Source organism: Sphingomonas cavernae (genome assembly GCF_003590775.1).
Taxonomy (GTDB): Bacteria; Pseudomonadota; Alphaproteobacteria; order Sphingomonadales; family Sphingomonadaceae; genus Sphingobium_A; species Sphingobium_A cavernae.
The window spans coordinates 452,670-473,703 of sequence record NZ_QYUM01000002.1 but is presented as its reverse complement, the minus strand read 5'-3'; the positions used below and the strand labels follow the sequence as shown (position 1 = coordinate 473,703).

The following is a 21,034-nucleotide window of genomic DNA, read 5'->3' as shown; positions in this document are numbered from 1 at the left end:
GGGAAAGACCGGGTGTCAGCCCGCGCGCTTGAACGTCCAGTTGACCGTCGCGCTGCCCGCCGCCTCGGCGCTCACGACGAGCTGGACGGTCGGGTGCGGACGGCCATCGGCGTCTACCCAAAGGCTGTCCTCGACTGCGAGCGTGCCGCCGCGGCAGCGGAACTGCCACATCGGGCCATGGGCGATGCGCAGCACCGCGCCCAGTCCGTCGGCGGTCGATGAGACCTCGACGCCGGGCGCCAGGTGGAAACGGATCGCGAACGGCGTCTGGTGTGGCCGCTTCCGGCCAGGAGCGGGGGCCAGCGAATCCTCGCCTGAAAATTCGCGGCCGTCGGGGCTGAGCGCGAGCGAGCGCCGGTGGATCACGGCGAAGCGCCGCGCATAGCCGTCGTGGCTGGCTTCGAGCCGGCTGCCCGTGTCGCTTTCCTGCCGGTGCATCTCGACCTCGGTCACACCGCGGCCGAGCGATCCGTCATTGTGGATCGCGGTGCTGTTGTTGTCGTGGACCACCAGCGTCGAGTGCGCCGCGGTTGAACGCAGCCCGTGCGCAAGCTTGGCGGGAATCAGCGCGCTCGTCTCGCGCGATCCGCCGCAACTCACGATCAGCCGGTGTGCACCGTCGGACATTTCGAGCGCCAGCGTGGAAGCGCAGCCGCCGACGTTCAATCGACTGAGCGGCGGCGGTGCGGCGTCGACGATGACGATGCTGTGTCCCGCGGCCATGCGCTGATAGCCCCAGTCGCGCGCCTGCGGCTGCGGGCGCGTGCGGATGCCGGAAGCCTCCACCACGGCCTGTACGCGTTCGGCGGGCCAGGGTGCGCTGCCCTGCCAGCTCGCCAGCCCACCATCGCCGTGCGTGACGCCGAGCAGCGCGGGCACCGCCTGCGCGAGTGCGGCGTCGACCTGGGCGGGCACTTCCTGCCGCCGCGCGTCATAGACCGCGCGGAGCATCGAGAGCAGCATGACGAGTTCGAGCTGGCCCGAGGGCGAACGGCAGATCACGCCACCATCGCTCGACATGCCCGTGGTGAGCGCGCGTGCCAGCCCCGCCTCCGCATTTTCCCTGCGTTTGCCGTCGCCGGGAATGAGCAGTCCCGCAGCCGCCAGCCCCGCCCAGGCCGCGATGCGCGGCACGCCTTGTTCGGCCTTATCGGCTCCGCGATCGAGGTGCCGCGCGCCGCGTGCCAGCGCGTTCAGAACCGCCGAGCGATAGACGAGGTCGCCACTGGAGAGGATCAACGGCGCGTGCGCGGTCCCGAACAGGATGCGCTTGCCCCACAGGCTTGGCCGCCAGGCAAGGTCGCTCACCTGTTCGGCGTGGCGCTGCGTCCATTTGCGCATCACCTTTTCGGCGATCGGCGCGCCCTGTTCGCGCGTCGCGACCGTCGAAAGATCGCGCAGCCACTGGAAGCTGTGAAGGTAGCGCGCCATCCCGTCCGACGCGTCGAGCTTCGCGAAGTCGAGCGTCTTCAGTTCGAGCGTCTCTCCGCGATAGAGCAAATGGCCCGCAAGGATCGCCTGACCCGCCTTGACGTCGCCGATTACCGGATCGTCGGGCACCGCGAGCAGCTTGAGCGGGTAACGCCCTTTCAGTCTGAGCGCGTGAAGGGGAGAGCGCCACGTCAGGCGCAGCAGGCGGTTGGCGATACGTTCGGCAAGCGAAAGCCCCTTGTCGCCGCCCAATCTGATCAGCCGCTTTCCCTGCTCGATCCCGTCGGCCGCGGCGTCTGGAGCGCGCCCCGAAAAAGTGGCTTCCGGTTTTTCGGTCGGGGCGCGCTCAGAATGATTGGTCGCGAGCCTTTCTTGCCCGGCAGGCCTGTTCCGCCCTGTCGGGAAAGGCTCGAGAGGCGTCTCGACCGTCACTTGGGTCTCAGCGCCTCGATATTGGTCGCATATTGTGCGGGGCCGCCGCGGAAGGTGGCGGTGCCGGCCACAAGGACGTCGGCGCCTGCCGCGATTGCGCGCGGCGCGGTGTTGATGTCGATGCCGCCGTCGACCTCCAGCCTTATGTCCTTGCCCAGCTTGTCGATGCTGTTGCGGACCGCCTCTATCTTGCGGAGCTGGCTCTCGATGAAGCTCTGCCCGCCAAAGCCGGGGTTGACGCTCATCACCAGCACGAGGTCGATGTCCTCGAGCACATAGTCGAGCATCTTGGCGGGCGTCGCGGGGTTGAGCGACACGCCCGCGAGCTTGCCCAGCGCCTTGATGCGCTGGATCGTGCGGTGGAGATGCGGCCCCGCCTCGGGATGGACGGTGATGATATCCGCGCCCGCATTGGCGAAATCTTCAAGAAACTGATCGACGGGCGAAATCATCAGATGCACGTCGAAGGGTTTGGTGGTGTGCGGGCGCAGCGCCTTCACCACAGCGGGGCCGATCGTGATGTTGGGCACGAAATGTCCGTCCATCACATCGACATGGATCCAGTCGCATCCTGCGGCGTCTATCGCGCGCACCTCCTCGCCCAGCTTGGAGAAATCGGCGGAGAGGATCGAAGGCGCGATGCGGACGGGATGGCTCATGACCCGTTGCCTTAACCCCCGGTATCACGGGGGGCAAGCGGGCTGTTTGGTCAATCAGTCCTTACGCACCAGCCGCGCGATGAAGAAGCCGTCGAGCCCACCCTGATCGGTCAGCATGCCCGGGAGCGTGCGCGCCCAGCCATGCCCCGATTCCGGCAGGTTTGCGGGCAGTTCTTCGGCGGTGACGGGTGTCAGGGCGATATCGTCACGTGACCGCAACAATTTCTCGATCTGCGTCTCGCCCTCTGCTGGTTCGAGCGAACATGTGGCGTAGACGAGCGTCCCACCCGGCGCGAGCCAGTCGACTGCGCGCGCGAGCATTGCGGCTTGCAATTCGGCCATCTCGGCAATGTCGCGCGGTCCCACGCGGTGCAGCACATCGGGGTGCCGACGGAAGATTCCGGTCGCGCTGCAAGGCGCGTCGAGCAGGATCGCGCGGACGGGCGCGTCGGGCGCCCAGTCGAGAACGTCGGCCTCGCGGATGTCGAGCGGCAGGCCCATGCGTTCGGCATTTTCGCGAACGCGTTCGAGCCGCTGCGCGCTGCGGTCAAGCGCGGTGACCTGCCATCCCGCGGCGGCGAGCTGGAGCGCCTTGCCGCCGGGCGCGGCGCACAGGTCGAGCGCGACGCCATTGCCGGGCCCAAGCAGTCGCGCGGGAAGCGACGCGGCAAGATCCTGGACCCACCAGCGGCCCTCTTCGAAGCCGGGCAGGCTCGCGACGGGACCGGCATCGGTCAGGCGGACATGGCCGGGCATCAGGCTGACGCCACCCAGTTCATTCACCCAGCGTCCGGTTTCGGCGGGGTCGGCGAGCGTCAGGTCGAGCGGGGGCGGGGCGGCGATCGCCGCCTCGGCGCCCGATACCATGTCGTCTCCCCAATGCTCTGCCCAACGTGACGCGACCTCGGGCAGCAGTGCGGGGACTTCGGGCAAGGTGACGCCCTTGCGCATCAGGTTTCCGAACACGCCGTGGACGAGCCGGCGCGGCCCGCCGTCGACGAGCGGCAGCACCGTCGCGATCGCGGCATGGCCGGGTGTGCCGAGCGCGAGCGCCTGCACCAGCGCTATGCGTAGCGCGAAACGCGCCTTGGCGTCGTCGGGCAGCGGCTTGGCGGTCGCGCCGTCGATCAGCGCGTCGAGATCGGGCAGCCGGCGCAGTGTTTCGGCAGCGATAGCGTGCGCGAGTGCGCGGTCATCGGCGCGTTCTATGCCCTGCGTCGCCGCGCCCAGCGCTGTCTCGAGCGGCTGGCCGCGGCGGATCACCGCGTCGAGCAGCTTCAACGCGGCACGGCGTGCGGGCACGCCGGGGGAAGGGGCGGGGTAGCGCGCCTTCCGGCGATCGGGTGGGGATTGCGGCATCGCGCCGCTGCTAGTCGTTCCGGCCGAGCGGGTCCAGTGCGCTGCCGCGGCTGCGGCGCGTCGAAGATGGCACGGCGGCGGATGCAGCGCGGCCGGGCGTCAGCGGCGGCGGGCGATCCAGCCCCATCTCAAACGCGATTTCCTCGAGCGCCGCGATGCGGTTGCGTGTGTCCGGGTGTGTCGAGAACATCGAGTCGCCGCCTCGTCCCGCAAGCGCGGGCACGATGTAAAGCTGCGCGGCCGCGGGATTGCGCTGGGCCACGGGATTGGGGATATGCGCCGCGCCCTGCGCCAGCTTGGCGAGCGCCGAGGCGAGCGCGCGCGGATTGCCCGAAATCTCTGCGCCGCCGCGGTCCGCGCCATATTCGCGCGTGCGGCTGATCGCCATCTGCACGATCATCGCGGCGAAGGGCGCCACAATCACCGCGAGGATCATCGCAAGCATGTTGCCGCGATTGTCGTCCGAGCGGAAGAAAAGCCCGAAATTGGCGAGCATCGAGATCGCGCCCGCAATCGTCGCGACCATCGTCATGATCAGCGTGTCGCGGTTCTTCACATGCGCCAGCTCGTGCGCCATCACCCCCGCAATCTCTTCACGATTGAGCATATTGAGCAGCCCGGTCGTCGCCGCGACCGCCGCATTCTCCGGGTTGCGGCCCGTGGCGAAGGCATTGGGGTGCGGACTGTCGATGACATAGACTTTGGGGGCAGGCAGGCCCGCGCGCCCTGCGAGCTGCCGGACAAGGCTGACGAATTCGGGCGCGCTCGCCGCGTCGACCTCGCGCGCGCCGTGCATCCTGAGCACGATCTTGTCGGCATTCCAGAAGGTGAACAGGTTCATGCCTGCCGCAAAGAGGAGTGCGATCACCGCGCCGCCGCTGCCGCCGATTGTGTAGCCGAGCCCCATGAACAGCGCGGTCAGCGCCGCCAGCAACATCGTGGTCTTGAGACCGTTCACTTGCACTTTCTCCTTCGCTGCCCAATGTGGGAGGAAGCCAGGTGCACTTCAATCGCAAAAAGGATCACGCCGATGTCCGGTGGCCGTCGTCCCGCCCATGTCAAAGCTCCGGATTATCTGTCCAAGAGCCCGCCGGTGCCCAAGCCCGAAGCTGTCCCGGAACGGCCCGACACCGACGATCCGCTGGGGCTCAATCCCGTGCGCTACGGCGATTGGGAACTGAAGGGCGTTGCCGTCGACTTTTGAGGATGTCGTGAACGTGGCTAGCGCGCGCTGTGATCACTCCGGCCCGCTCATCCTGAGGAGGGACTGAGCTTGGCGAAGTCCCGTCTCGAAGGACCGACATCGTGCGTCCTTCGAGACGCCGTTTCGCCCTCGCTCAACGGCTCCTCAGGATGAGCGGGCCGGAGTGATTCAACCTAATCGTTCAACGCGGCTAGCGTGAATGGACCAGCCGCACGTGATTGGGCGGCGTCATCCCGTCAACCCGGTGGATCGCAGCATCGAGATGCGCGCCCGCCTCCAGCGCCTCGGCCTTGTCGAGCAATGTCAGTGCCTGCGCCATGAGCGCACGGGCATCGGCGAGCGTTCTTGCTCGATCCGGCTTGGTCATTTTCAGGTCCCCACAACCCAGCGTCTATACGATACCGCTCCCTCGACCCCCGAAAAACCAGCAACAGGCTGTTCCACATTTTCGTGATCGCCGGCGGACCGGCCATGCGTGCTCCATAGGCCTTTTTCGGCGCGCTGACAAAGGCGGAAAGCCGTCATTTGTCACCTGTCCCGGAATGTGTCGGTTTTACCGATCGTTAACTTTCATGGGCCATAGATTTCAGCCGAAACTTGGCGATCGGCCCGACGATGAAGTCGTATCAGGACAATGCCGCAATCCAGCGCACCGCGCAGCCTTCGCGCGTGCATGCAGCGATCAGTCGCGCAGCGCAGCGTACGGGTGTCGATTTCGACTATCTGTGGAACCAGGCGCGCGTTGAAAGCAGCCTCGATCCGGGCGCAAAGGCGCCCACATCCTCGGCTTCGGGGCTGTATCAGTTCATTGAGCAGAGCTGGCTTGGCGTGATCAACAAGCACGGTGCTGCGCATGGCTATGGCTGGGCGGCCGATCAGATCACGCAGCGCGGCGACGGACGCTACGTCGTCAGCGATCCTGACGCTCGGCGCGCAATCCTTGCGCTGCGCTACGATCCCGATGCCGCAGCGGTGATGGCGGGCGAATTCGCCGCCGATAATGCCGATACGCTGTCGGGCGCGCTCGGGCGGCATCCCAACGCCACCGATCTCTATTTCGCGCATTTTCTGGGTGCGGGCGGCGCATCGCGCTTCCTGCGCGCTGCGGGAGAAAATCCCGACGCTTCGGCGGCCGCGCTTTTTCCGCGTGAGGCGGGCGCCAATCGTTCGATCTTCTATCACCGCTCGGGTGCATCGCGCAGCCTTGGCGAAGTTTATGCGCTGATGGCGCGCAAGCTGGGTACCGATAGTGAGGCGCCGGCCGCTCCTATGGGAGAGCCGGGTTTGCGCCTGACCAGGACGCTGCCCGGGGAGGCAGAAGACGCCAGCCCGCGGACCGACGCACTGTCGGCGCCATTGGTGACGGCGATGGCCGAACGGACCGGCTTCGACGTGTTGCGCCCCAATCCGCAGTCGGCGCGTCTTGCCTATATGATGGTCGTCTCGACGCTCGACGGTTAGTCGCTTCTTCGGCGCCTTCGGGGAGGGGCTCGGTTTGGGCTGCCCGGCCGTCCGGCCCCGGGGACCACCTGGTTGCGCACCACGACGACCAACGGCAGTCCCAAAAATTCGATAGAATAAACAATGGGATTCCGATTGGTCGGATCCAGAGCGGCAAAAATGCGGCTTTCATGCCCGAAGGGCCACGCTCGCCCGCTCTATAATGTCGTTGATGTCCATGGCCGGGGCCAGCGGCCGCCATTCGAGGATTGAAGGATCAATGACCGCTTTCATCAATATGAAGATCGCGACCAAGGTTGCCGCCTTGCTGATGATGCTCGGTGCGCTGACTCTGGCCATCGCGCTGCTCAGCTATCGCACGCTCAATTCCATTGATGCACAATATACCACGCTTGCTGACGAAACTCTGCCCGCCACGACCGATATTTCGCGCGCCAACCGCCGTGCGGTTGAGATGGTTTATTCTGGCTATCGGACCCTCGCGTATGACGGCAGCAGCGCTCAGGCGCGCGATGCGGCCCAATCGCTCACCAAGTCGCTCGAAGCCGGCAACCGCAATCTTAATGAGGCGCTCGAGACCGATCCTGGTCTGGCCGAGACGATTCCGGAACTTCGCACCAGGTTCGAGGGTGTCCATAAGACCGTTGCGGAGGCAGTTCGCTTCGGGCTTGCCAACAGGAATGATGAAGCCCTGCGCGCGCTGAGCGAAGCGGATCGGCAGCTCGCTGACTTGTCCAAGGCATATGCGGACGTGAACAATGAACGCATTGCGAAGGGTGACAAGCAAACCGACGAATTGGCAGCGCACGCCGACGCGATGGCATTCTGGATGCTCATGATCAGCATTCTCGGTGTTGTCGGCGGTGTCGCCGTCGCGATCCTCAGCGCTCGTGCCGCCATCGCGGCGCCGCTCGGTCGTCTGCAAGAGACGATGCGTGGTCTCGCCGACGGCAACAACCATATCGACGTGCCCGGAACCGATCGCGGCGACGAGGTTGGCTCGATGGCGAAGGCGGTGCTCGTGTTTCGCGACGCCGCGGTCGCGCAGGAAAAGGCTGCGGCCGAAAAGGCAAAGGCCGATGCGGACCAGAAGTTCGTCGTCGAAACCGTGTCCGAAAAGCTGGGAAGCGTCGCCGAAGGTGATCTGACCGCCGAGATCAAGGTCGAATTTCCCGATTCCTATGCCGAACTGCGCAGCAATTTCAATGCTGCGCTCGTCAATCTCCGTAACCTGATCGGCGCGGTTGCCGAAAGCGCGCAGACGCTGCGTAGCGGGTCCAGCGAGATTGCGCAGGCATCCGAAGACCTGGCCCGTCGCACCGAAAGCAATGCGGCGAGCCTGGAAGAAACCTCTGCCGCGCTGGTGCAGATCGACGGGCGGATCAAGGCGACCGCCGAGGCGGCCGGCCGTACCGTGACGCGTGCCGACGAAGCAACCGCTACGGTCTCGGGCGGCCGTTCGATCGCCGATGACGCGGTGCAGGCGATGGGTCGCGTGCGCGAAAGCGCCAAGGGCATCGACGAGGTGATCGAGGGCGTGGACAAGATCGCCTTCCAGACGCGCGTGCTCGCGATGAACGCCGCGGTCGAAGCCGGGCGTGCTGGTGATGCGGGGCGCGGTTTTGCGGTGGTCGCCGACCTGGTCAGCGCGCTCGCCATGCGTGCCGAAGAGGAGGCGCAGCGCGCGCGCGATCAGCTCACTGTCACCCAGACCGATATTGTCGCTGCGGTCGATGCCGTCCAGAAGATCGACGGCGCCCTGACCGAAATCGCCACGGGCGTTGGCGAGGTGCATGAGCTTCTCGGCGGCATGGCATCGGACAATCAGGCGCAGGCGTCGGCGATCACGCAGATCAGCGTGGCGATCACCACCATGGATCAGTCGACGCAGCAGAATGCGGCGATGGTCGAGGAAACATCGGCCGCGGCCCGCAATCTCCATGTCGAATCCGAAACGCTTGCCGACAAGGCGGGCCAGTTCCGGATCGGCGATGGGAAGCCGGCGGCTCGAGCTGCCGCCAAACCGGCGACGAAAACGGCGGCCAAGGCTGTGGCGCTGCCCGTTGCGGTGATGGCGCAGGCCAATGGGCGCGCCGCACACGCCGCCGCCGATTGGCAGGAGTTCTAACACGGGTCCTCACCCTCCGGAGCCGTTCGGGTTGAGCCGGTCCTGGCTCAGCCCGAACGGCTCCAGGGGCATCGGCCGTCAACGTGACGCCAGTTCGGTCCCTTGTTTCGCTTTGGCACCCGCCTCATCATATTTCAGCCATGCCAGCGTGATCGACATCCGACGGTTGCGCGGGTCGTAGATATCCGTGGGGACAAAGGGTTCGCGATCGGCGACGCCTTCAATCCGCGCGAAACGGTCGAGCGGCACGCCAGCATCCCCCAGCGTCTGCCGCGTCGATTCGGCGCGTGAGCTTGAAAGCAGCCAGTTATTGTCGGTGCGGCCAGACGCATAGGGCAGCGCATCGGTGTGACCACGCACGATCACATCGTTGGGCACGCCCTCAATGACCGTCGCGACCTCGCCGATCAACTTGCGAGCGTCTGGAAGCAGGCTCGCGGTGCCCAGCGAGAACATCGCGAAATCGGCCTCGTCGACCAGGTCGATCCTCAACCCCTCGCGAGTCTCGGTGAAGCGGACGTTCTTCTGGAGCTTCGCAAGCCGCCGGTCGCGCTTCATCCGGTCGATCAGCGCCTGGCGGAGCATCATGAAACGCTTTCGGTCGCGCATCTTCTGTTCGCCCGCGCCTTCCTTTTCGCCGCCTGTCGCGTCCTTGGGAATGGTCAGGCTTTTCGAGCCCGTCTGCGCAGCCTTGTGCGGATAATTGTCCTTGGAGACGATCGAATCGCCGCCGAACGGGCCGTTCGCCCCCGCGCTTTTTTGCCGCATCTCGACCAGCGTGGGCGTGAAATAGTCGGCGATGCCGCGGCGCTGCTTCTCGGTTGTGGCGCCGAGGATCCACAGCAGCATGAAGAACGCCATCATTGCGGTCACGAAGTCGGCATAGGCGACCTTCCATGCGCCGCCATGATGGCCGCCATGCCCCGCCTCGACGATCTTCTTGACGATGATCGGGCGCGGTTCGGGTTCGTTCTTACCGCGCTTCTTTGCGTCGCTCGCCATGGCTCAGCGCCCGCGCATGCCGTCGAACACATCGGCAAAGGCCGGCTGGTTCGAATGGCTGATCCCCGAGCGCGCGGCCTCGATCACCAGCGGGATCGGATGGCCGTGAAGCGAGGCGATGATCATCTGCTTGACGACGTCGTAGATCGCGCCATCGGCCTCGATCACCTGGCGCGCGCGGTTGGCGAAGGGATTGACCATGCCGTACGCCAGCAGCACGCCGAGAAAGGTGCCGACGAGCGCCGATCCGATCATCGCGCCCAGCACCGCGGGCGGCTTGTCGATCGAGCCCATCGTCTTCACCACGCCGAGCACGGCCGCGACGATGCCAAGCGCGGGCAGCGCGTCGCCCAGCGTCTGGAGCTGCTCGGCGGGACGGATCGCGTCGTGGTGGTGCGTCTTGATGCTGTTGTCCATCACCTCTTCCACCGCATGCGGGTCGAGCGTGCCCGACGAGACGACGACAAGGCGCAGCGTATCGGTGATGAGGTGGACCAAGGTCTGGTCCTTCATCAGCTTGGGATATTGCGTGAAGATCGTCGAAGCCTGCGGCTCCTCGATATGCGGCTCGAGCGCAACGGGGCCTTCCTGACGCAGCAGCTTCATCAGCGTCGAGATTAGCAGGATCACGTCGAGGAAATCCTGCTTCTTGTATTTTGGGCCCTTGAAGATCTTGGTGAAGCCGCCGCCGAGCTGCTTCAGCTCCTTGCCCGAATTGCCGATGATGAGCGCCCCGGCGGCAGCGCCGCCGATGATGAGCATCTCGTGCGGGAGCGCGTGCATGACAGCACCCAGATCGCCCCCGGTCAGCATGAAGCCGCCGAACACCATCACCAGAAGCACGACCAGACCGATCGCAGGAAACATGGGCAACCCCCGAAGCAAGCAGAATACCAGTGTCGGAGGCCGGCCTTCGCCGGGATTTGCCTCCTCTAACCGTTAACGGCGACGGAGGCGCAGATTTAAGCGCTAATTCGCATCAACCGAGCAGATCGAACAGCGTCTTGCGGTTGATACGGACGAATGCAGCCTGCGCCGCCTCGAGCGTCAATTGCTGTGCATTCATCCGCGCGACGGTTTCGGAGACGTCGGTCGCCTCGATGCCCAGCCGTTCCTCGGACAGCGCGAGTTTGGAGTTCGCCAGCCGCTCGCGCGCCGAATCGATCAGCGTCATGCGCGCACCCTGTTCGCTGCGCGCGTCGATCGCGCGGCCCGATGCGTTCTGGAGTCGCGTGAGCGCGGTGCCCGTCGCTGCGTTGCGCGTGACATCGTCGGCGATCGCGAGTGCTGCGGCGGCATCCTCCATGATGGTGGCAAGATCGGTCGCCCCGGTTCCGAAGACGCGGTCGAGCTGGAGCGTCCCGCTCAGTTCAAGGCCTTTGCCGACGGGAATGGCGAGGGGAGCTGTGACAGGAAAGACGGGCTGACCACGCGGATCGGTCTGCGCCATCTGCGCGCGGATATCAGCGGCAAGGCCCGCAAGCTCGATCGCATAGGCCTGGCGGTCCTCGGCGTTCACCGTGCCCGTGCGCGCAAGCGTAATGAGCTCGACCGCGCGTGTCGCCGCGGCAACAACGCTGTCCAGCGCGGTATCGGCGCGCGCCGCGAGCGCGGACGCGGCGTCGGCATTGGCGCCCCACACCGCCTCGTTGGACTGCGAACGCTGGATCTGTCCGACGCGCGCATAACCCGCCGGATCGTCCGAGGGCGAAAGAATGCGCTTGCCCCCCGAGATCTCGATCTGCGAGCGCGCGATCGCTTCGGCGAGCCGTGTGTGACGGGCGATTTCTGCGCTGATCCGGTTGCGGCCGCCGATGATCATGGTTTCAAGTCCCTGTTAGAAGATCGCGAGGATGGACTGGAGCGTCTCGCGCGCGACCTGGATGATCTTGGACGAGGCGTCGTAAGCTTGCTGGTAACGAATGAGTTCGGCGGCCTCGCGGTCTAGATCGACCCCCGACACCTCCTCGCGTGCCGCAAAGGCGTTGTCACGCCGTGTGGTGAGCGCTGCGTCCTGCGTCTTCGCCGAGGCGAGCTGTTGCGCCAGGATATTGATCATGTTGGACATCCGCGCTTCGGGCCCGGTGTCGCCGCGTTGCGCCTGGAGCGCGAGCAGGTTGCCGTTTTCGGTGCCGCCGCCGGCAGCAGCGATGCCGTCGGGATCGGTCATCACGACCTGAAGCGCCGCCGCCGTCGCGCCCGAAAGCATGGCCGCACCGGGATTGTCCGCCTTGTCGGTGCCCGCCGCGGACCAGCTATTGAGCTGCGCCGCGAAATCGGCGGCGAGCGCGTCGAGTTCCTGCCTGCGACCTGCAACCGCGTTGGAGGCGTCGACCAGCCCCGCCATTGACCCTGCCATCACGGGCAGCGGATCGGTGCTCCCTTCCGCGGTGACCATCAGCGAAAGCCGTCCGTCGGCCGCGGTTTGGAGCATGACGATGCCCGCATCCGGGCCAGCGACAAGATTGGGCGTGGTGGTGCCGCGCGCGCGCACGGTCGCCTCGCCCTTGCCACTGATCGCATAGTCGATCTGGATTTTCGTCGAGAGGCTGTCGAGCAGCCGGTCGCGTTCGTCCTCAAGGCTCGCGCGCCCCGCGCCGCTCGGCTGCGACCGCGCGATCGCGACATTGACGTCAGCGAGCGCCTGAAGCTCGTTGTTGACCGCCGCGACCGTTGTCTGCGCCTCGGTCGCGATGCCTTCGGCGGCGCGCGCGAGCCCGTCTGCACCGGTGTGAAAGGCGTTGGCCACATCCTGCAGCGCGGCGAGCATCGCGCGGCGCGGCGCGGCTCCTCCCGGGTCGCCGGCGAGTGCATCGGCGGCATTGTAAAAGGCGGTTAGCCGCTGGCCGATCCCCGCGGGTCCGTCATCAAGCGCGGTCTCGGTGACATTCAGCCAGCGAAGTCGCGTTTGCGACTGCGCTGAATCCGAATTGGTGAGCCGCGCGTCGGCGGCGCGGAACGCGTCCCAGCTCCGCTCGATCGAGGTGACGCGCACGCCACCCACGGTGAACTTGTCGTTATAGAAGGGCTGGCCGGCGCCGAGGATCCCCGTTTCGCGCAGCTTGATGTCGCGGCGCGAATAGCCCTCGCTCTGCGCATTGGCGACATTGTCGCCGACCGTGGTCAGCGCGTTGCGATAGACAGAAACGCCCATCGCGCCGATGCGCAGCAGATCGCTCATTTCACGGGTGTCCCTTCATCCACGGACAGGTGCTTGCCGAGCTGGCTGATCAGCATCTCGGCAATGCCGAACGCGCCCTTCTCGGCCATGGAGTCGGCGAGCCGCGCGTCGGACATTTCTCGAAACTGGTTGGTCGCCTCGCTGCCGAACAGATCGTCGCCAAGGCTTGACGCCCGCATCGATCCGATCATCTGGCGCAGGAAAACGGCCTCGAAGGCCTGTGCGGCCTTCTTCAGCTCGGCGCGTTGCTGCGCGGTGCCCGCATTCACCCGTTCGTCCCGAGCGAAGTCGAGGGACGCTGGCGCGGCACCACGTGTCTCGACTTCGCTCGACACGAACGGTTTCGAGATGGCCGCTGGGCGATTTGAGGTGACCGGCGTCGTCACAGGATCACCAGCTCCGCCTTCATCGCACCCGCCTGTTTGAGCGCCTCGAGGATCGCGACGAGGTCGGCGGGCGAGGCACCGATCGCGTTGACCGTCTTGACGATATCGGCAAGCGATGCGGTCTCGCGTACCTGGAACATCGGGTTGCGCTCTTCCTCGACGCTGATGTCGCTCGCGGGCTCGAGCGCGGTCCGACCGCGCGAGAAGGGCGCGGGCTGGACGATCGTGGGGTTCTCGTCGACGCGGACCGTGAGCTTGCCGTGGCTGACCGCGGCGGGGCGGATGCGCACCGCGCCGTTGATGACGACGGTGCCCGTGCGCGCATTGACGATGACGCGCGCGGGCGCCTGCGCCGGATCAACGTCGAGATTCTCGATCTGGCTCATCAGCATCGTGCGCGTTTCGACGCCCGGCGGGGCATCGATCGCGATCGAAACCGCGTCCACGGCGCGCGCGCGGCCGTTGCCGAGATTGGCGTTGATCGCCGCAGCCACGCGAAGCGCGGTCGTCAGGTCGGCTTCGGCCAGGTTGAAGGTCAGCATCGGCGTGGTGCCGAAACCCGTGTCGACCGCCTGCTCGATCGTCGCGCCCGAGGGGATGCGGCCCGCCGAGGGGACATTGACCGAAAGCTTCGAGCCGTCCTGCGCGTCGACGCCCAGTCCGCCGACCGCCAGGCTGCCCTGCGCCATCGCATAGATCTGGCCGTCGGCGCCGCGCAGCGGGGTCATGATCAGCGTGCCGCCGCGCAGCGACTTGGCCTTGCCCAGCGCTGAGACAGTGACATCGAGCCGCTGGCCGGGCTTCGCCATCGGCGGCAGCTCGGCAGTGATCATCACCGCGGCGCTGTTCTTGAGCTGGGGGTTCACACCCGGCGGCAGCGTCAGGCCGAAGCGCGCGGTGACGCCCTTCATGCCCTGCGTTGCATATTCGAGGCTGTCGTCGCCCGTGCCGGCAAGGCCGACGACGATGCCGTAGCCGATGACCTGGTTGGCGCGCAGCCCCTGGAACTGGCCAAGGTCCTTGACGCGCTCGGCCTGTGCGGGCGCGGCGGCAAAGACGCAAGCGATCGTCAGCAGAGCGCCAACGACCTTTCCAATCCGCTCGGGCTGAGCTTGTCGAAGCCCTTTCCTTCCCTTTCCAAGAAGAAAAGAAAAGCCCTTCGACAGGCTCAGGGCGAACGGTGTTTTCTGTGCCATGATGGTCCCCATGCTCAGAACGGGCTCAGCATGGAGAAGAAGCGCTGCATCCAGCCCTGACGGCTGGCGCGGGCGACTTCCCCCTTGCCGGTATAGTTGATGCGCGCGTCGGCGACACGCGTCGAAAGCACGCGGTTATCGGCGCCGATGTCCGTTGGGCGGACCAGCCCCGAAAACTGCACGAACTCGTCGCCCCGGTTCAGCCGCACAAGCTTTTCCCCGCGCACCAGCATGGTTCCGTTGGGGTAGACCTCCGCAACCGTAACGCTGATCTCCCCCTGGAGTGCGTTCGACTGGGTGGCCTGCCCCTTACCATTGAACGTCGAGTTGCCGCCCATATTAACATCGGAGGGCGAAAAAAATGACAACGGCCCCGTCGTGGGCGGGGTGAGGCCGATGTTGCCCGCGCGGTCGGCGGTCTGCGTGGCGCTCTTCGAGGCGAGCGTGCGTTCGACCAGCGCGATCGTCAGCACGTCACCGACCATCGCGGCGCGCGTGCCGCTGGTGAGCGGGGCATAGCCCTGGCTGACCTGGAAGATCGAGCCGTTCGCCACGGGCGCCGTGACGGGCGCGGGCGCGTAGCTCGGGGCGTATTCGGATACGCGGTCCTTGTTGCGCGCCTCGGCGGCGCTGATGAACAGCACGGTGGCGAGACCGGTGGCGAGCGCCACCGCTGCGCGGCGGCTAGAGCGTCTGGTTGGCATTGCGCAGCATCTCGTCGGTGGCCGAGATCATCTTGGAGTTGATCTCATAGGCGCGTTGCGTCTCGATCATGTCGACCAGTTCCTCGACGATGTTGACGTTGGAACCTTCGAGCGAGCCCTGGCGCAGCGTGCCGCGGCCATCGAGGCCCGGCTGCCCGACCTGCGGCGCGCCCGATGCCTGCGTCTCGATCAGCAGGTTGTTGCCGATCGACTGGAGCCCCATGGGATTGACGAAGCGTGCGGTCTCGATGCGACCGAGCTCGGTCGACTCGTTTTCGCCTGCGACCTTGACCGAGACGGTGCCGTCCTGGCCGATCGTCACCGATTCCGCGCCCTCGGGTACCTGGATCTGCGGAACCAGCGGCATGCCGTCACCCGTCACGATCTGGCCCTCGGGCGAAAGCGTGAAGTCGCCAGCGCGCGTATAGGCGGTGCGGCCGTCGGGCATCTCGATCTGGAAATAGCCGCCACCCTCGATGGCGAGATCGTAGCTGTTGCCCGTCGTCTGGAGCGAGCCCTGCGTGTCGATCCGCGAGGTCCCCGTCATCTGCACGCCCGTGCCGAGCGAAAGCCCCGTCGCATAGCGATTGTCACCCGACGAGGGCGCACCCGGCGCCGTCATGATCTGATAGGTCAGCGTCTCGAAACTGGCGCGATCGCGCTTGAACCCCGTCGTGTTCACGTTGGCGAGGTTGTTGGCGATCACGCGCATCCGGTTGTTCTGCGCGTCGAGCCCGGTGCGGGCGACATGGAGAGCGGTATTGGACATGGGTCTTCAGTCTCCGTGAAAATCAGGAAGGCAGGCGCATCAGATCGGCCGAGGCCGTATCGAGGTCACGCGCGGTGGTGAGCAGCTTCATCTGCGTCTCCCAGGCGCGGCTTGCCTCGATCATGTCGACAAGCGCCTGGGATGTGTTGACGTTGGATGCTTCGAGGCTTCCCGCGATCACGCGCGCCTCGGGATCGGCGGGCAACGTGCCGCCACCGCGCACGCGGAACAGACCGTCCAGACCCTTGAGCACGTCCGAGCCCGCGGGCGACGCGATTTTGAGACGATCGGCCCGCTGGGGCTGTGTGGGGTCGCCACCAGCGGGCACGATCCATACCGTTCCGTCCTTGTCGATGCGGACATCGTCGGCCGAAGGCAATGTGACGGGGCCGCCTTCGCCAAGCACGGGAAGCCCGTCGCCCGTCGTCAGCAGCCCGGAATCGGTCAGTTGCAGGTCGCCGCGGCGGGTATAGGATTCCTCGCCATTCTTCGCCTGGACGCCGAGCATCGCATCGCCTTCGAGCGCGATGTCGAGCGCGCGGCCGGTCTCGGAGATCACGCCGGCGGTCATGTCCGCCTCGATCACTTCCTCGGAAGAGGCGACGCGTGCGTCGAAGCCCGGACCGTCGACCCAGAGCGGGCGCGCATTCGCCAGTTCCTTGCGAAAGCCCGTGGTGCTGGCGTTCGCAAGGTTGTTGGCGGTCGTCGCCTGGCGCGCCATCGCGCCGCGCATTGCGGTCAGCGAGGTATAGATCAGACGGTCCATGGTTCGATCTCTCTAATGACACTCCCACCGCTCATCCTGAGGAGGGGCTGAGCAAAGGCGAAGACCCGTCTCGAAGGATCAGGCTCGGTGCGTCCTTCGAGACGCCGTTTCGCCAAGCTCAACGGCTCCTCAGGATGAGCGGATATGGGAGCGATCTGCATGGGTTAACTTCAGGTCCGGATATTCACGATGGCTTGCGTCATCGTGTTGGCGGTCTCGATCGCTTTCGCATTCGCCTGGAAATTGCGCTGCGCCGCGATGAGCTGGACGAGCTCCTCGGTGATGTCGACATTGGCCTGTTCGAGCGCGCCCGACTGGACCACGCCAAAACCGTCCTTGCCCGCCTCGCCGATCTGCGCATCGCCCGACTTGCCGGTGATGCCCCAGCTCGCATCGCCGAACTGGCGAAGGCCCGAAGGATTGGAGAAAGCCGCCATCACGACCTTGCCCAGCGGGATCGTGTCGCCGTTGGAAAAGGTTGCGGTGACGAGACCGTCGCTGCCGACCGAGACATTGTCGAGCTTGCCCGCGGCGACACCGTTCTGGTCGAAGGCGGTGGGTACGAAGGGGCCGCCCGCCTGCGTCGTCGCGGTGCCGAAATCGACCGTGAAGTTGAGCGGCTGGGCAGCGCCCGAGGGCTGCGCGCTGGCGAAGGTCGTCGGGCCGCTGGGCGCGGTCAGCGTACCCGCAGCGTCGAAGGTGAGCTGCAGAGGCACTGCGGGGCTCGGCTGCGCCGGATTGGACGAAACCTCCTGGTTGCCGACGAACAGCCGAGCTTCCCAGGTGCTGTCGGTGACGGCACCGCCGGGAGCACCCGTGCGGACATAATAGACCGTTGCGGCGAGCGCGTTGCCCGCGGCGTCATAGACCGTCGCTGCGGTCGAATAATTGTAGCTGTTGGGATCGGTGCGATCGAACGCATAGGGGTTCGCAGCATTATAGACCGCCCGATTTGCAGGCAGGTCGGCGTTCTGCGGCAGCGTCACGCTGACGTCGATTGCGCTGGTCGCGATCGACGCGCCCGAAGTCTGCGGAATCTGGAGGTTGCGCGTGGCCGAGATGCCCGTGGCGGTAACGTTGCCCTCGCTGTCGACGGGCAGCACCTGCAGATAGGCGCCGCGCGAGTCGCGGACGTAACGCTCGGGATCGACGCCGAAGGCGCCGTTGCGCGTGAAGCTCATCCGGCCGCCGGTCAGCTCGCCGCGCGTCATGAAGAAGCCCTCGCCGCTGATCGCGATGTCGAGCGCGCGTTCCGAAGCCTGGAAGCCGCCCTGACCGAACTGCTGGGTGATGCTTTTCAGCCGCGTGCCCTGGCCCGCGACATTGCCCGACGACATCGGGGAGGCCGACATCAGGTCGCCGAATTCGGTGCGGCTCTTCTTGAAGCCGACGGTGCCGACGTTCGCGATGTTGTTCGAGACGACCGCAAGCTCGGTCTGCGCGCCCTTGAGGCCGGAAAGCGAGGTGTAGAAGGACATGGGTTTCTTACCTTTCTGGAATTGCGTCAGCCGAGACGAACGGCGTCGTCGGGCGAGAGAAGGCCAAGCGGGGTGACGAGGCGCGTAGATGCGCCGCCCGCGGGGGACTGAACCCCGGTGATCTGCGTCCATGTGCCGATCGCGGCATCGACATTGCCCGTGGCGCCCGTGGCGTTGACCACGACGCGCAAAGGCCCGGGTACGGGTTTACCCTCAGCATCCTTGCCGTCCCAGGCGAAGGAGGTGCTGCCCGCCTTCTGGTTCTCGAACGTCGCATTGTGGACGACCTGGCCGTTGCCATCGACGAGGCTGACGATCACGTTGCTTGCGTCGTCGGGCAGCGCGATCTCGCCACGATAGCTGCCATCGGAAAGCGGGGTCGCCTGATCGGTCTCGACCAGCGCGTTCTTGCCGATCCAGCTTGCGGCGCTGCCAAGCCGTGAGGCCTGAAGGTCCTGCGCGATCGCGCCCAGGCTCTTGTTCATCTCGGCAATGCCCGCGACGCTCGAGAATTGCGCCATCTGCGCAACCATCTGCGTGTTGTCGACGGGATTGAAGGGGTCCTGCGTCTTCAACTGCGTGGTCATCAGCTTGAGGAACGCGGTCTGGTCGAGCGTGTTGTTGTGCTTGGCCCCCGGCGGCTGCTCGAGCGCGAGGTTGCCGAAGGTCGAACCGTTCACTGTCGTCATTTGCCCATCCTCAGCGTGTCGAGTGTCAGCGTCTTGGCGGTCTGGAGCACCTGGACCACATTCTGGTACTGGCGCGCGGTCTCGATCATCTCGACGAGCTCGGCGGCACTGTCGACGCCAGCTTCCCAGACGTCGCCATTGGCATCGGCGAGCGGATGATCGGGGGCGTGGCGCCTGGTCGGCTCGACCTGCGAGCTCACGACCTGCTTCACGCGCACCGTCGCGGCGTCGCCGTTGCGCACCGTCTCGAAAACGGGCTTCAGCGAACGGAACGCGGTTTCCTTGCTCCCCGACACCGAACCCGCATTGGCGAGGTTGGAGGCGGTGGTGTTGAGACGCACCATCTGCGCGGCCATCGCGCGGCCGGCAATGTCATAGACCGAAAGCGGACCCGCCATGGTCATTCTCCCCTGATCGCAGTCATCAGCGTGCCGATGCGCCCTTCGAGAAAGGAAAGCGTGGTGCGGTAGCGCACAGCGTTCTCGGCGAACATCGTCTGCTCGGTGCCGAGTTCGACGGTGTTGCCGTCCATCGAACCTTCCATCGGAATGCGGTAGCCCATCGCGTCGTCGGCGGCCGCGTCGAGCGACATGCCGTCCTGCGCCTTCTGCAACGCCTGGGTGAAGTCGATGTCGCGCGCCTTGTAATTTGGCGTCGCGGCGTTCGCGATGTTGGAGGCGAGCAGGGTGAGGCGCTGGCTGCGCAGCCGAAGCGCGTCGCCATGCACACCGAAAATATCCTGCGTCGTCGTCATTGGCGGCCCCCCGCTTAATCTGCCGCTCGCCCTGCCGTTATGAGTGGCAGGACCAGCCGCGCCTAACGGTCGCAAGTGCCGTGCCAGAAATGGTAAACACGCGCATTTTCGCGGGGCTGGCTGGGGCGGCAAGGGCCTTGCGGCAGGGTATTGCCGGGGGCGGCAAATTTTTGCCGGTCATTGCCGGCAAGGGGTGGATATGGCGATTTTCGAAAGGCTTGCGCTCTATTTCGACCCTCTCGCCTTCCTTCTCGTTATAGGCGGTTCGCTGCTGCTCGCGGTGTTTCGTGCGCAAAAAAAAGATATCGCACGCGCCTTCGCGGCGTTGGGTCCGCTGCTGCGCGCCAATCCCGCGGCGGACAGCGACGCCGCGATGCGCGCGGTCCGCGCGATGGAGCGCATCGCCGAGACGCGCAGCATCAGTTGCGCCGACCGGGTACAGACCGCCGAGCGTTTCCTGACCGCCGCGGCGCGTCGGCTCGCCGACGCATCCAGCGCCGAGGAATTCACGCGCTGGGCGGCGGAGGAGATCGAGGATCGCGAGCGCCGCCATCGCGGCGCGATCGATTTCTGGAATGCCGTCGCTGACAGCGCCCCCGGCATGGGCATGGTCGGCACGATCATCGGCCTCGTCGGGATGTTTGCCGCGATGAACGACGCAGATCGCATCGGACCTGCGATGGCGCTGGCGATGCTGACCACGCTTTACGGCATCATGCTCTCCTATCTCGTCGCGGGTCCGATCGCGCGTCGGCTTGAGCGGCTGTCCGCGCTGGAGTGCGACTGGCAGCGCCGCGCGCTCGATCATCTCGGACATCTCGCGCGGAATGAGCTCGATGAACCCGTGAGGGGGCGCGCACCACGCCGCGCCCGCGCCGCATGATGCGGGCGTCGGACCAGACGCGCTGGCTGCTCAGCTTCGCCGACCTCATCCTGCTGCTGCTCGCCTTCTTCGTCCTGCTCCACGCGCAGAGCATCAACCCGGATGCGGTGGTGGAGAGCATCGGCGATGCCTTTTCGGCCGAAGCGCGCCCGGCGACGGTCGAACGTCGCCTCGTCGCCGACGAAATCTTCAATCCAGGTGAAGCGGTGCTCCGCCCCGAGGCGCGCGCCACCTTCGTTCGCTTCGCGCGCGACTGGGCAAGGCGGCGCGGCACCGTGTCGATCACCAGCATCGGCCGCGCGGGTGACTCCGCGCGCTTCGACGGCTGGGAGCTCGCCGCTGCACGCGCCGCCGCGCTCGGCCGCCTGATCCGCGATGCCGGCATGGATCCGCGCGCGATCGAGATCGTGATGCCCCCCAGCCGCGGGCGAGAGGGGCTTGGCGGGCAGCGGCTCGTGCTGCGTTTCACGCCGGCGCGCTAGCTCTCTTTGGTGCGTCCAAATCCGCTCATCCTGAGGAGAGGCTGAGCTTGGCGAAGCCTCGTCTCGAAGG

23 protein-coding genes are annotated in these 21,034 nt (G+C 66.1%); 5 read left to right on the top strand and 18 right to left on the bottom strand.

The genetic code is table 11. The features are described from left to right. Positions 1-15: 15 nt before the first annotated feature. The 4 genes from D3876_RS02540 to htpX form a co-directional block, all read right to left on the bottom strand. Entirely contained in the window at positions 16-1,683 is a 1,668-nt protein-coding gene (locus D3876_RS02540; protein ID WP_238475209.1) for a heparinase II/III family protein, read from the bottom strand. A 176-nt stretch (positions 1,684-1,859) separates the two neighbouring features. Next, positions 1,860-2,522 carry a ribulose-phosphate 3-epimerase gene (gene rpe, locus D3876_RS02535; protein WP_119759529.1) on the bottom strand — a complete coding sequence of 221 codons (663 nt, stop codon included), beginning with the start codon at positions 2,520-2,522 and terminating at the stop codon, positions 1,860-1,862. A 54-nt stretch (positions 2,523-2,576) separates the two neighbouring features. After that, entirely contained in the window at positions 2,577-3,881 is a 1,305-nt protein-coding gene (locus D3876_RS02530) for an RsmB/NOP family class I SAM-dependent RNA methyltransferase (protein WP_119759528.1), read from the bottom strand. A gap of 10 nt (positions 3,882-3,891) precedes the next feature. Then, positions 3,892-4,839 carry a zinc metalloprotease HtpX gene (gene htpX / locus D3876_RS02525; protein ID WP_119759527.1) on the bottom strand — a complete coding sequence of 316 codons (948 nt, stop codon included), beginning with the start codon at positions 4,837-4,839 and terminating at the stop codon, positions 3,892-3,894. Between the two features lie 72 nt (positions 4,840-4,911). Here htpX and D3876_RS02520 point away from each other — a divergent pair, with 72 nt between their 5' ends. Then, positions 4,912-5,085, top strand: a complete 174-nt coding sequence (locus tag D3876_RS02520) for a DUF1674 domain-containing protein (protein WP_119759526.1) — start codon at positions 4,912-4,914, stop codon at positions 5,083-5,085. Positions 5,086-5,275: 190 nt separating this feature from the next. Here the strand turns inward: D3876_RS02520 and D3876_RS20345 are convergent, their stop codons facing one another. Next, positions 5,276-5,452 (bottom strand): hypothetical protein, encoded by a 177-nt coding sequence (locus D3876_RS20345; protein ID WP_182911841.1) that lies wholly within the window; start codon positions 5,450-5,452, stop codon positions 5,276-5,278. Between the two features lie 248 nt (positions 5,453-5,700). On the opposite strand from D3876_RS20345, the gene D3876_RS02515 reads away from it, so the two are divergent. Together D3876_RS02515 and D3876_RS02510 are read left to right on the top strand one after the other, a co-directional pair. After that, a complete protein-coding gene (locus D3876_RS02515; RefSeq protein ID WP_182911840.1) occupies positions 5,701-6,546 on the top strand; it encodes a hypothetical protein in 846 nt (281 codons plus the stop codon). A 259-nt stretch (positions 6,547-6,805) separates the two neighbouring features. Further along, positions 6,806-8,674, top strand: coding sequence for a methyl-accepting chemotaxis protein (locus D3876_RS02510; protein WP_182911839.1), 1,869 nt, complete (start codon positions 6,806-6,808; stop codon positions 8,672-8,674). A gap of 78 nt (positions 8,675-8,752) precedes the next feature. Here D3876_RS02510 and D3876_RS02505 read toward each other — a convergent pair whose 3' ends face one another. The 13 genes from D3876_RS02505 to flgB all read right to left on the bottom strand — a co-directional run bounded on the left by D3876_RS02505 (position 8,753) and on the right by flgB (position 19,599). After that, positions 8,753-9,676: a flagellar motor protein MotB gene (locus D3876_RS02505; RefSeq protein ID WP_119759524.1), complete on the bottom strand. Its 924-nt coding sequence runs from the start codon at positions 9,674-9,676 to the stop codon at positions 8,753-8,755. Positions 9,677-9,679: 3 nt separating this feature from the next. Beyond that, complete coding sequence (gene motA / locus D3876_RS02500) at positions 9,680-10,543, bottom strand: flagellar motor stator protein MotA (protein ID WP_119759523.1); 864 nt, start codon at positions 10,541-10,543, stop codon at positions 9,680-9,682. A 112-nt stretch (positions 10,544-10,655) separates the two neighbouring features. Continuing rightward, entirely contained in the window at positions 10,656-11,498 is an 843-nt protein-coding gene (locus D3876_RS02495; RefSeq protein WP_119759522.1) for a flagellin, read from the bottom strand. Positions 11,499-11,513: 15 nt separating this feature from the next. Then, positions 11,514-12,857: a flagellar hook-associated protein FlgK gene (flgK, locus tag D3876_RS02490; protein WP_119759521.1), complete on the bottom strand. Its 1,344-nt coding sequence runs from the start codon at positions 12,855-12,857 to the stop codon at positions 11,514-11,516. Further along, a complete protein-coding gene (locus D3876_RS02485) occupies positions 12,854-13,126 on the bottom strand; it encodes a rod-binding protein (protein WP_238475286.1) in 273 nt (90 codons plus the stop codon). Before D3876_RS02485 ends, flgK begins: the two co-directional genes overlap by 4 nt. 113 nt (positions 13,127-13,239) lie before the next feature. Further along, the gene (locus D3876_RS02480) at positions 13,240-14,439 is read right to left on the bottom strand and encodes a flagellar basal body P-ring protein FlgI (protein ID WP_119760934.1); all 1,200 of its coding nucleotides are present in this window, start codon (positions 14,437-14,439) and stop codon (positions 13,240-13,242) included. A 14-nt stretch (positions 14,440-14,453) separates the two neighbouring features. Beyond that, entirely contained in the window at positions 14,454-15,143 is a 690-nt protein-coding gene (locus D3876_RS02475; protein ID WP_119759520.1) for a flagellar basal body L-ring protein FlgH, read from the bottom strand. Continuing rightward, the gene (flgG, locus tag D3876_RS02470; RefSeq protein ID WP_119759519.1) at positions 15,124-15,912 is read right to left on the bottom strand and encodes a flagellar basal-body rod protein FlgG; all 789 of its coding nucleotides are present in this window, start codon (positions 15,910-15,912) and stop codon (positions 15,124-15,126) included. The genes D3876_RS02475 and flgG overlap by 20 nt, the downstream gene beginning before the upstream one ends. A 22-nt stretch (positions 15,913-15,934) precedes the next feature. Continuing rightward, positions 15,935-16,678, bottom strand: a complete 744-nt coding sequence (locus D3876_RS02465; protein WP_119759518.1) for a flagellar basal body rod protein FlgF — start codon at positions 16,676-16,678, stop codon at positions 15,935-15,937. Positions 16,679-16,848: 170 nt separating this feature from the next. Then, a complete protein-coding gene (locus D3876_RS02460) occupies positions 16,849-18,156 on the bottom strand; it encodes a flagellar hook protein FlgE (protein WP_119759517.1) in 1,308 nt (435 codons plus the stop codon). A 26-nt stretch (positions 18,157-18,182) separates the two neighbouring features. After that, the gene (locus D3876_RS02455; protein WP_119759516.1) at positions 18,183-18,845 is read right to left on the bottom strand and encodes a flagellar hook assembly protein FlgD; all 663 of its coding nucleotides are present in this window, start codon (positions 18,843-18,845) and stop codon (positions 18,183-18,185) included. After that, positions 18,842-19,243, bottom strand: a complete 402-nt coding sequence (gene flgC / locus D3876_RS02450; RefSeq protein ID WP_119759515.1) for a flagellar basal body rod protein FlgC — start codon at positions 19,241-19,243, stop codon at positions 18,842-18,844. Before flgC ends, D3876_RS02455 begins: the two co-directional genes overlap by 4 nt. A 2-nt stretch (positions 19,244-19,245) precedes the next feature. Beyond that, positions 19,246-19,599, bottom strand: a complete 354-nt coding sequence (flgB, locus tag D3876_RS02445) for a flagellar basal body rod protein FlgB (protein WP_119759514.1) — start codon at positions 19,597-19,599, stop codon at positions 19,246-19,248. Between the two features lie 199 nt (positions 19,600-19,798). Here flgB and D3876_RS02440 point away from each other — a divergent pair, with 199 nt between their 5' ends. Both D3876_RS02440 and D3876_RS02435 read left to right on the top strand, forming a co-directional pair. After that, a complete protein-coding gene (locus D3876_RS02440) occupies positions 19,799-20,482 on the top strand; it encodes a motility protein A (RefSeq protein WP_119759513.1) in 684 nt (227 codons plus the stop codon). Beyond that, a complete protein-coding gene (locus tag D3876_RS02435; RefSeq protein ID WP_119759512.1) occupies positions 20,479-20,964 on the top strand; it encodes a flagellar motor protein MotB in 486 nt (161 codons plus the stop codon). Before D3876_RS02440 ends, D3876_RS02435 begins: the two co-directional genes overlap by 4 nt. The last annotated feature ends 70 nt before the right edge of the window (positions 20,965-21,034 follow it).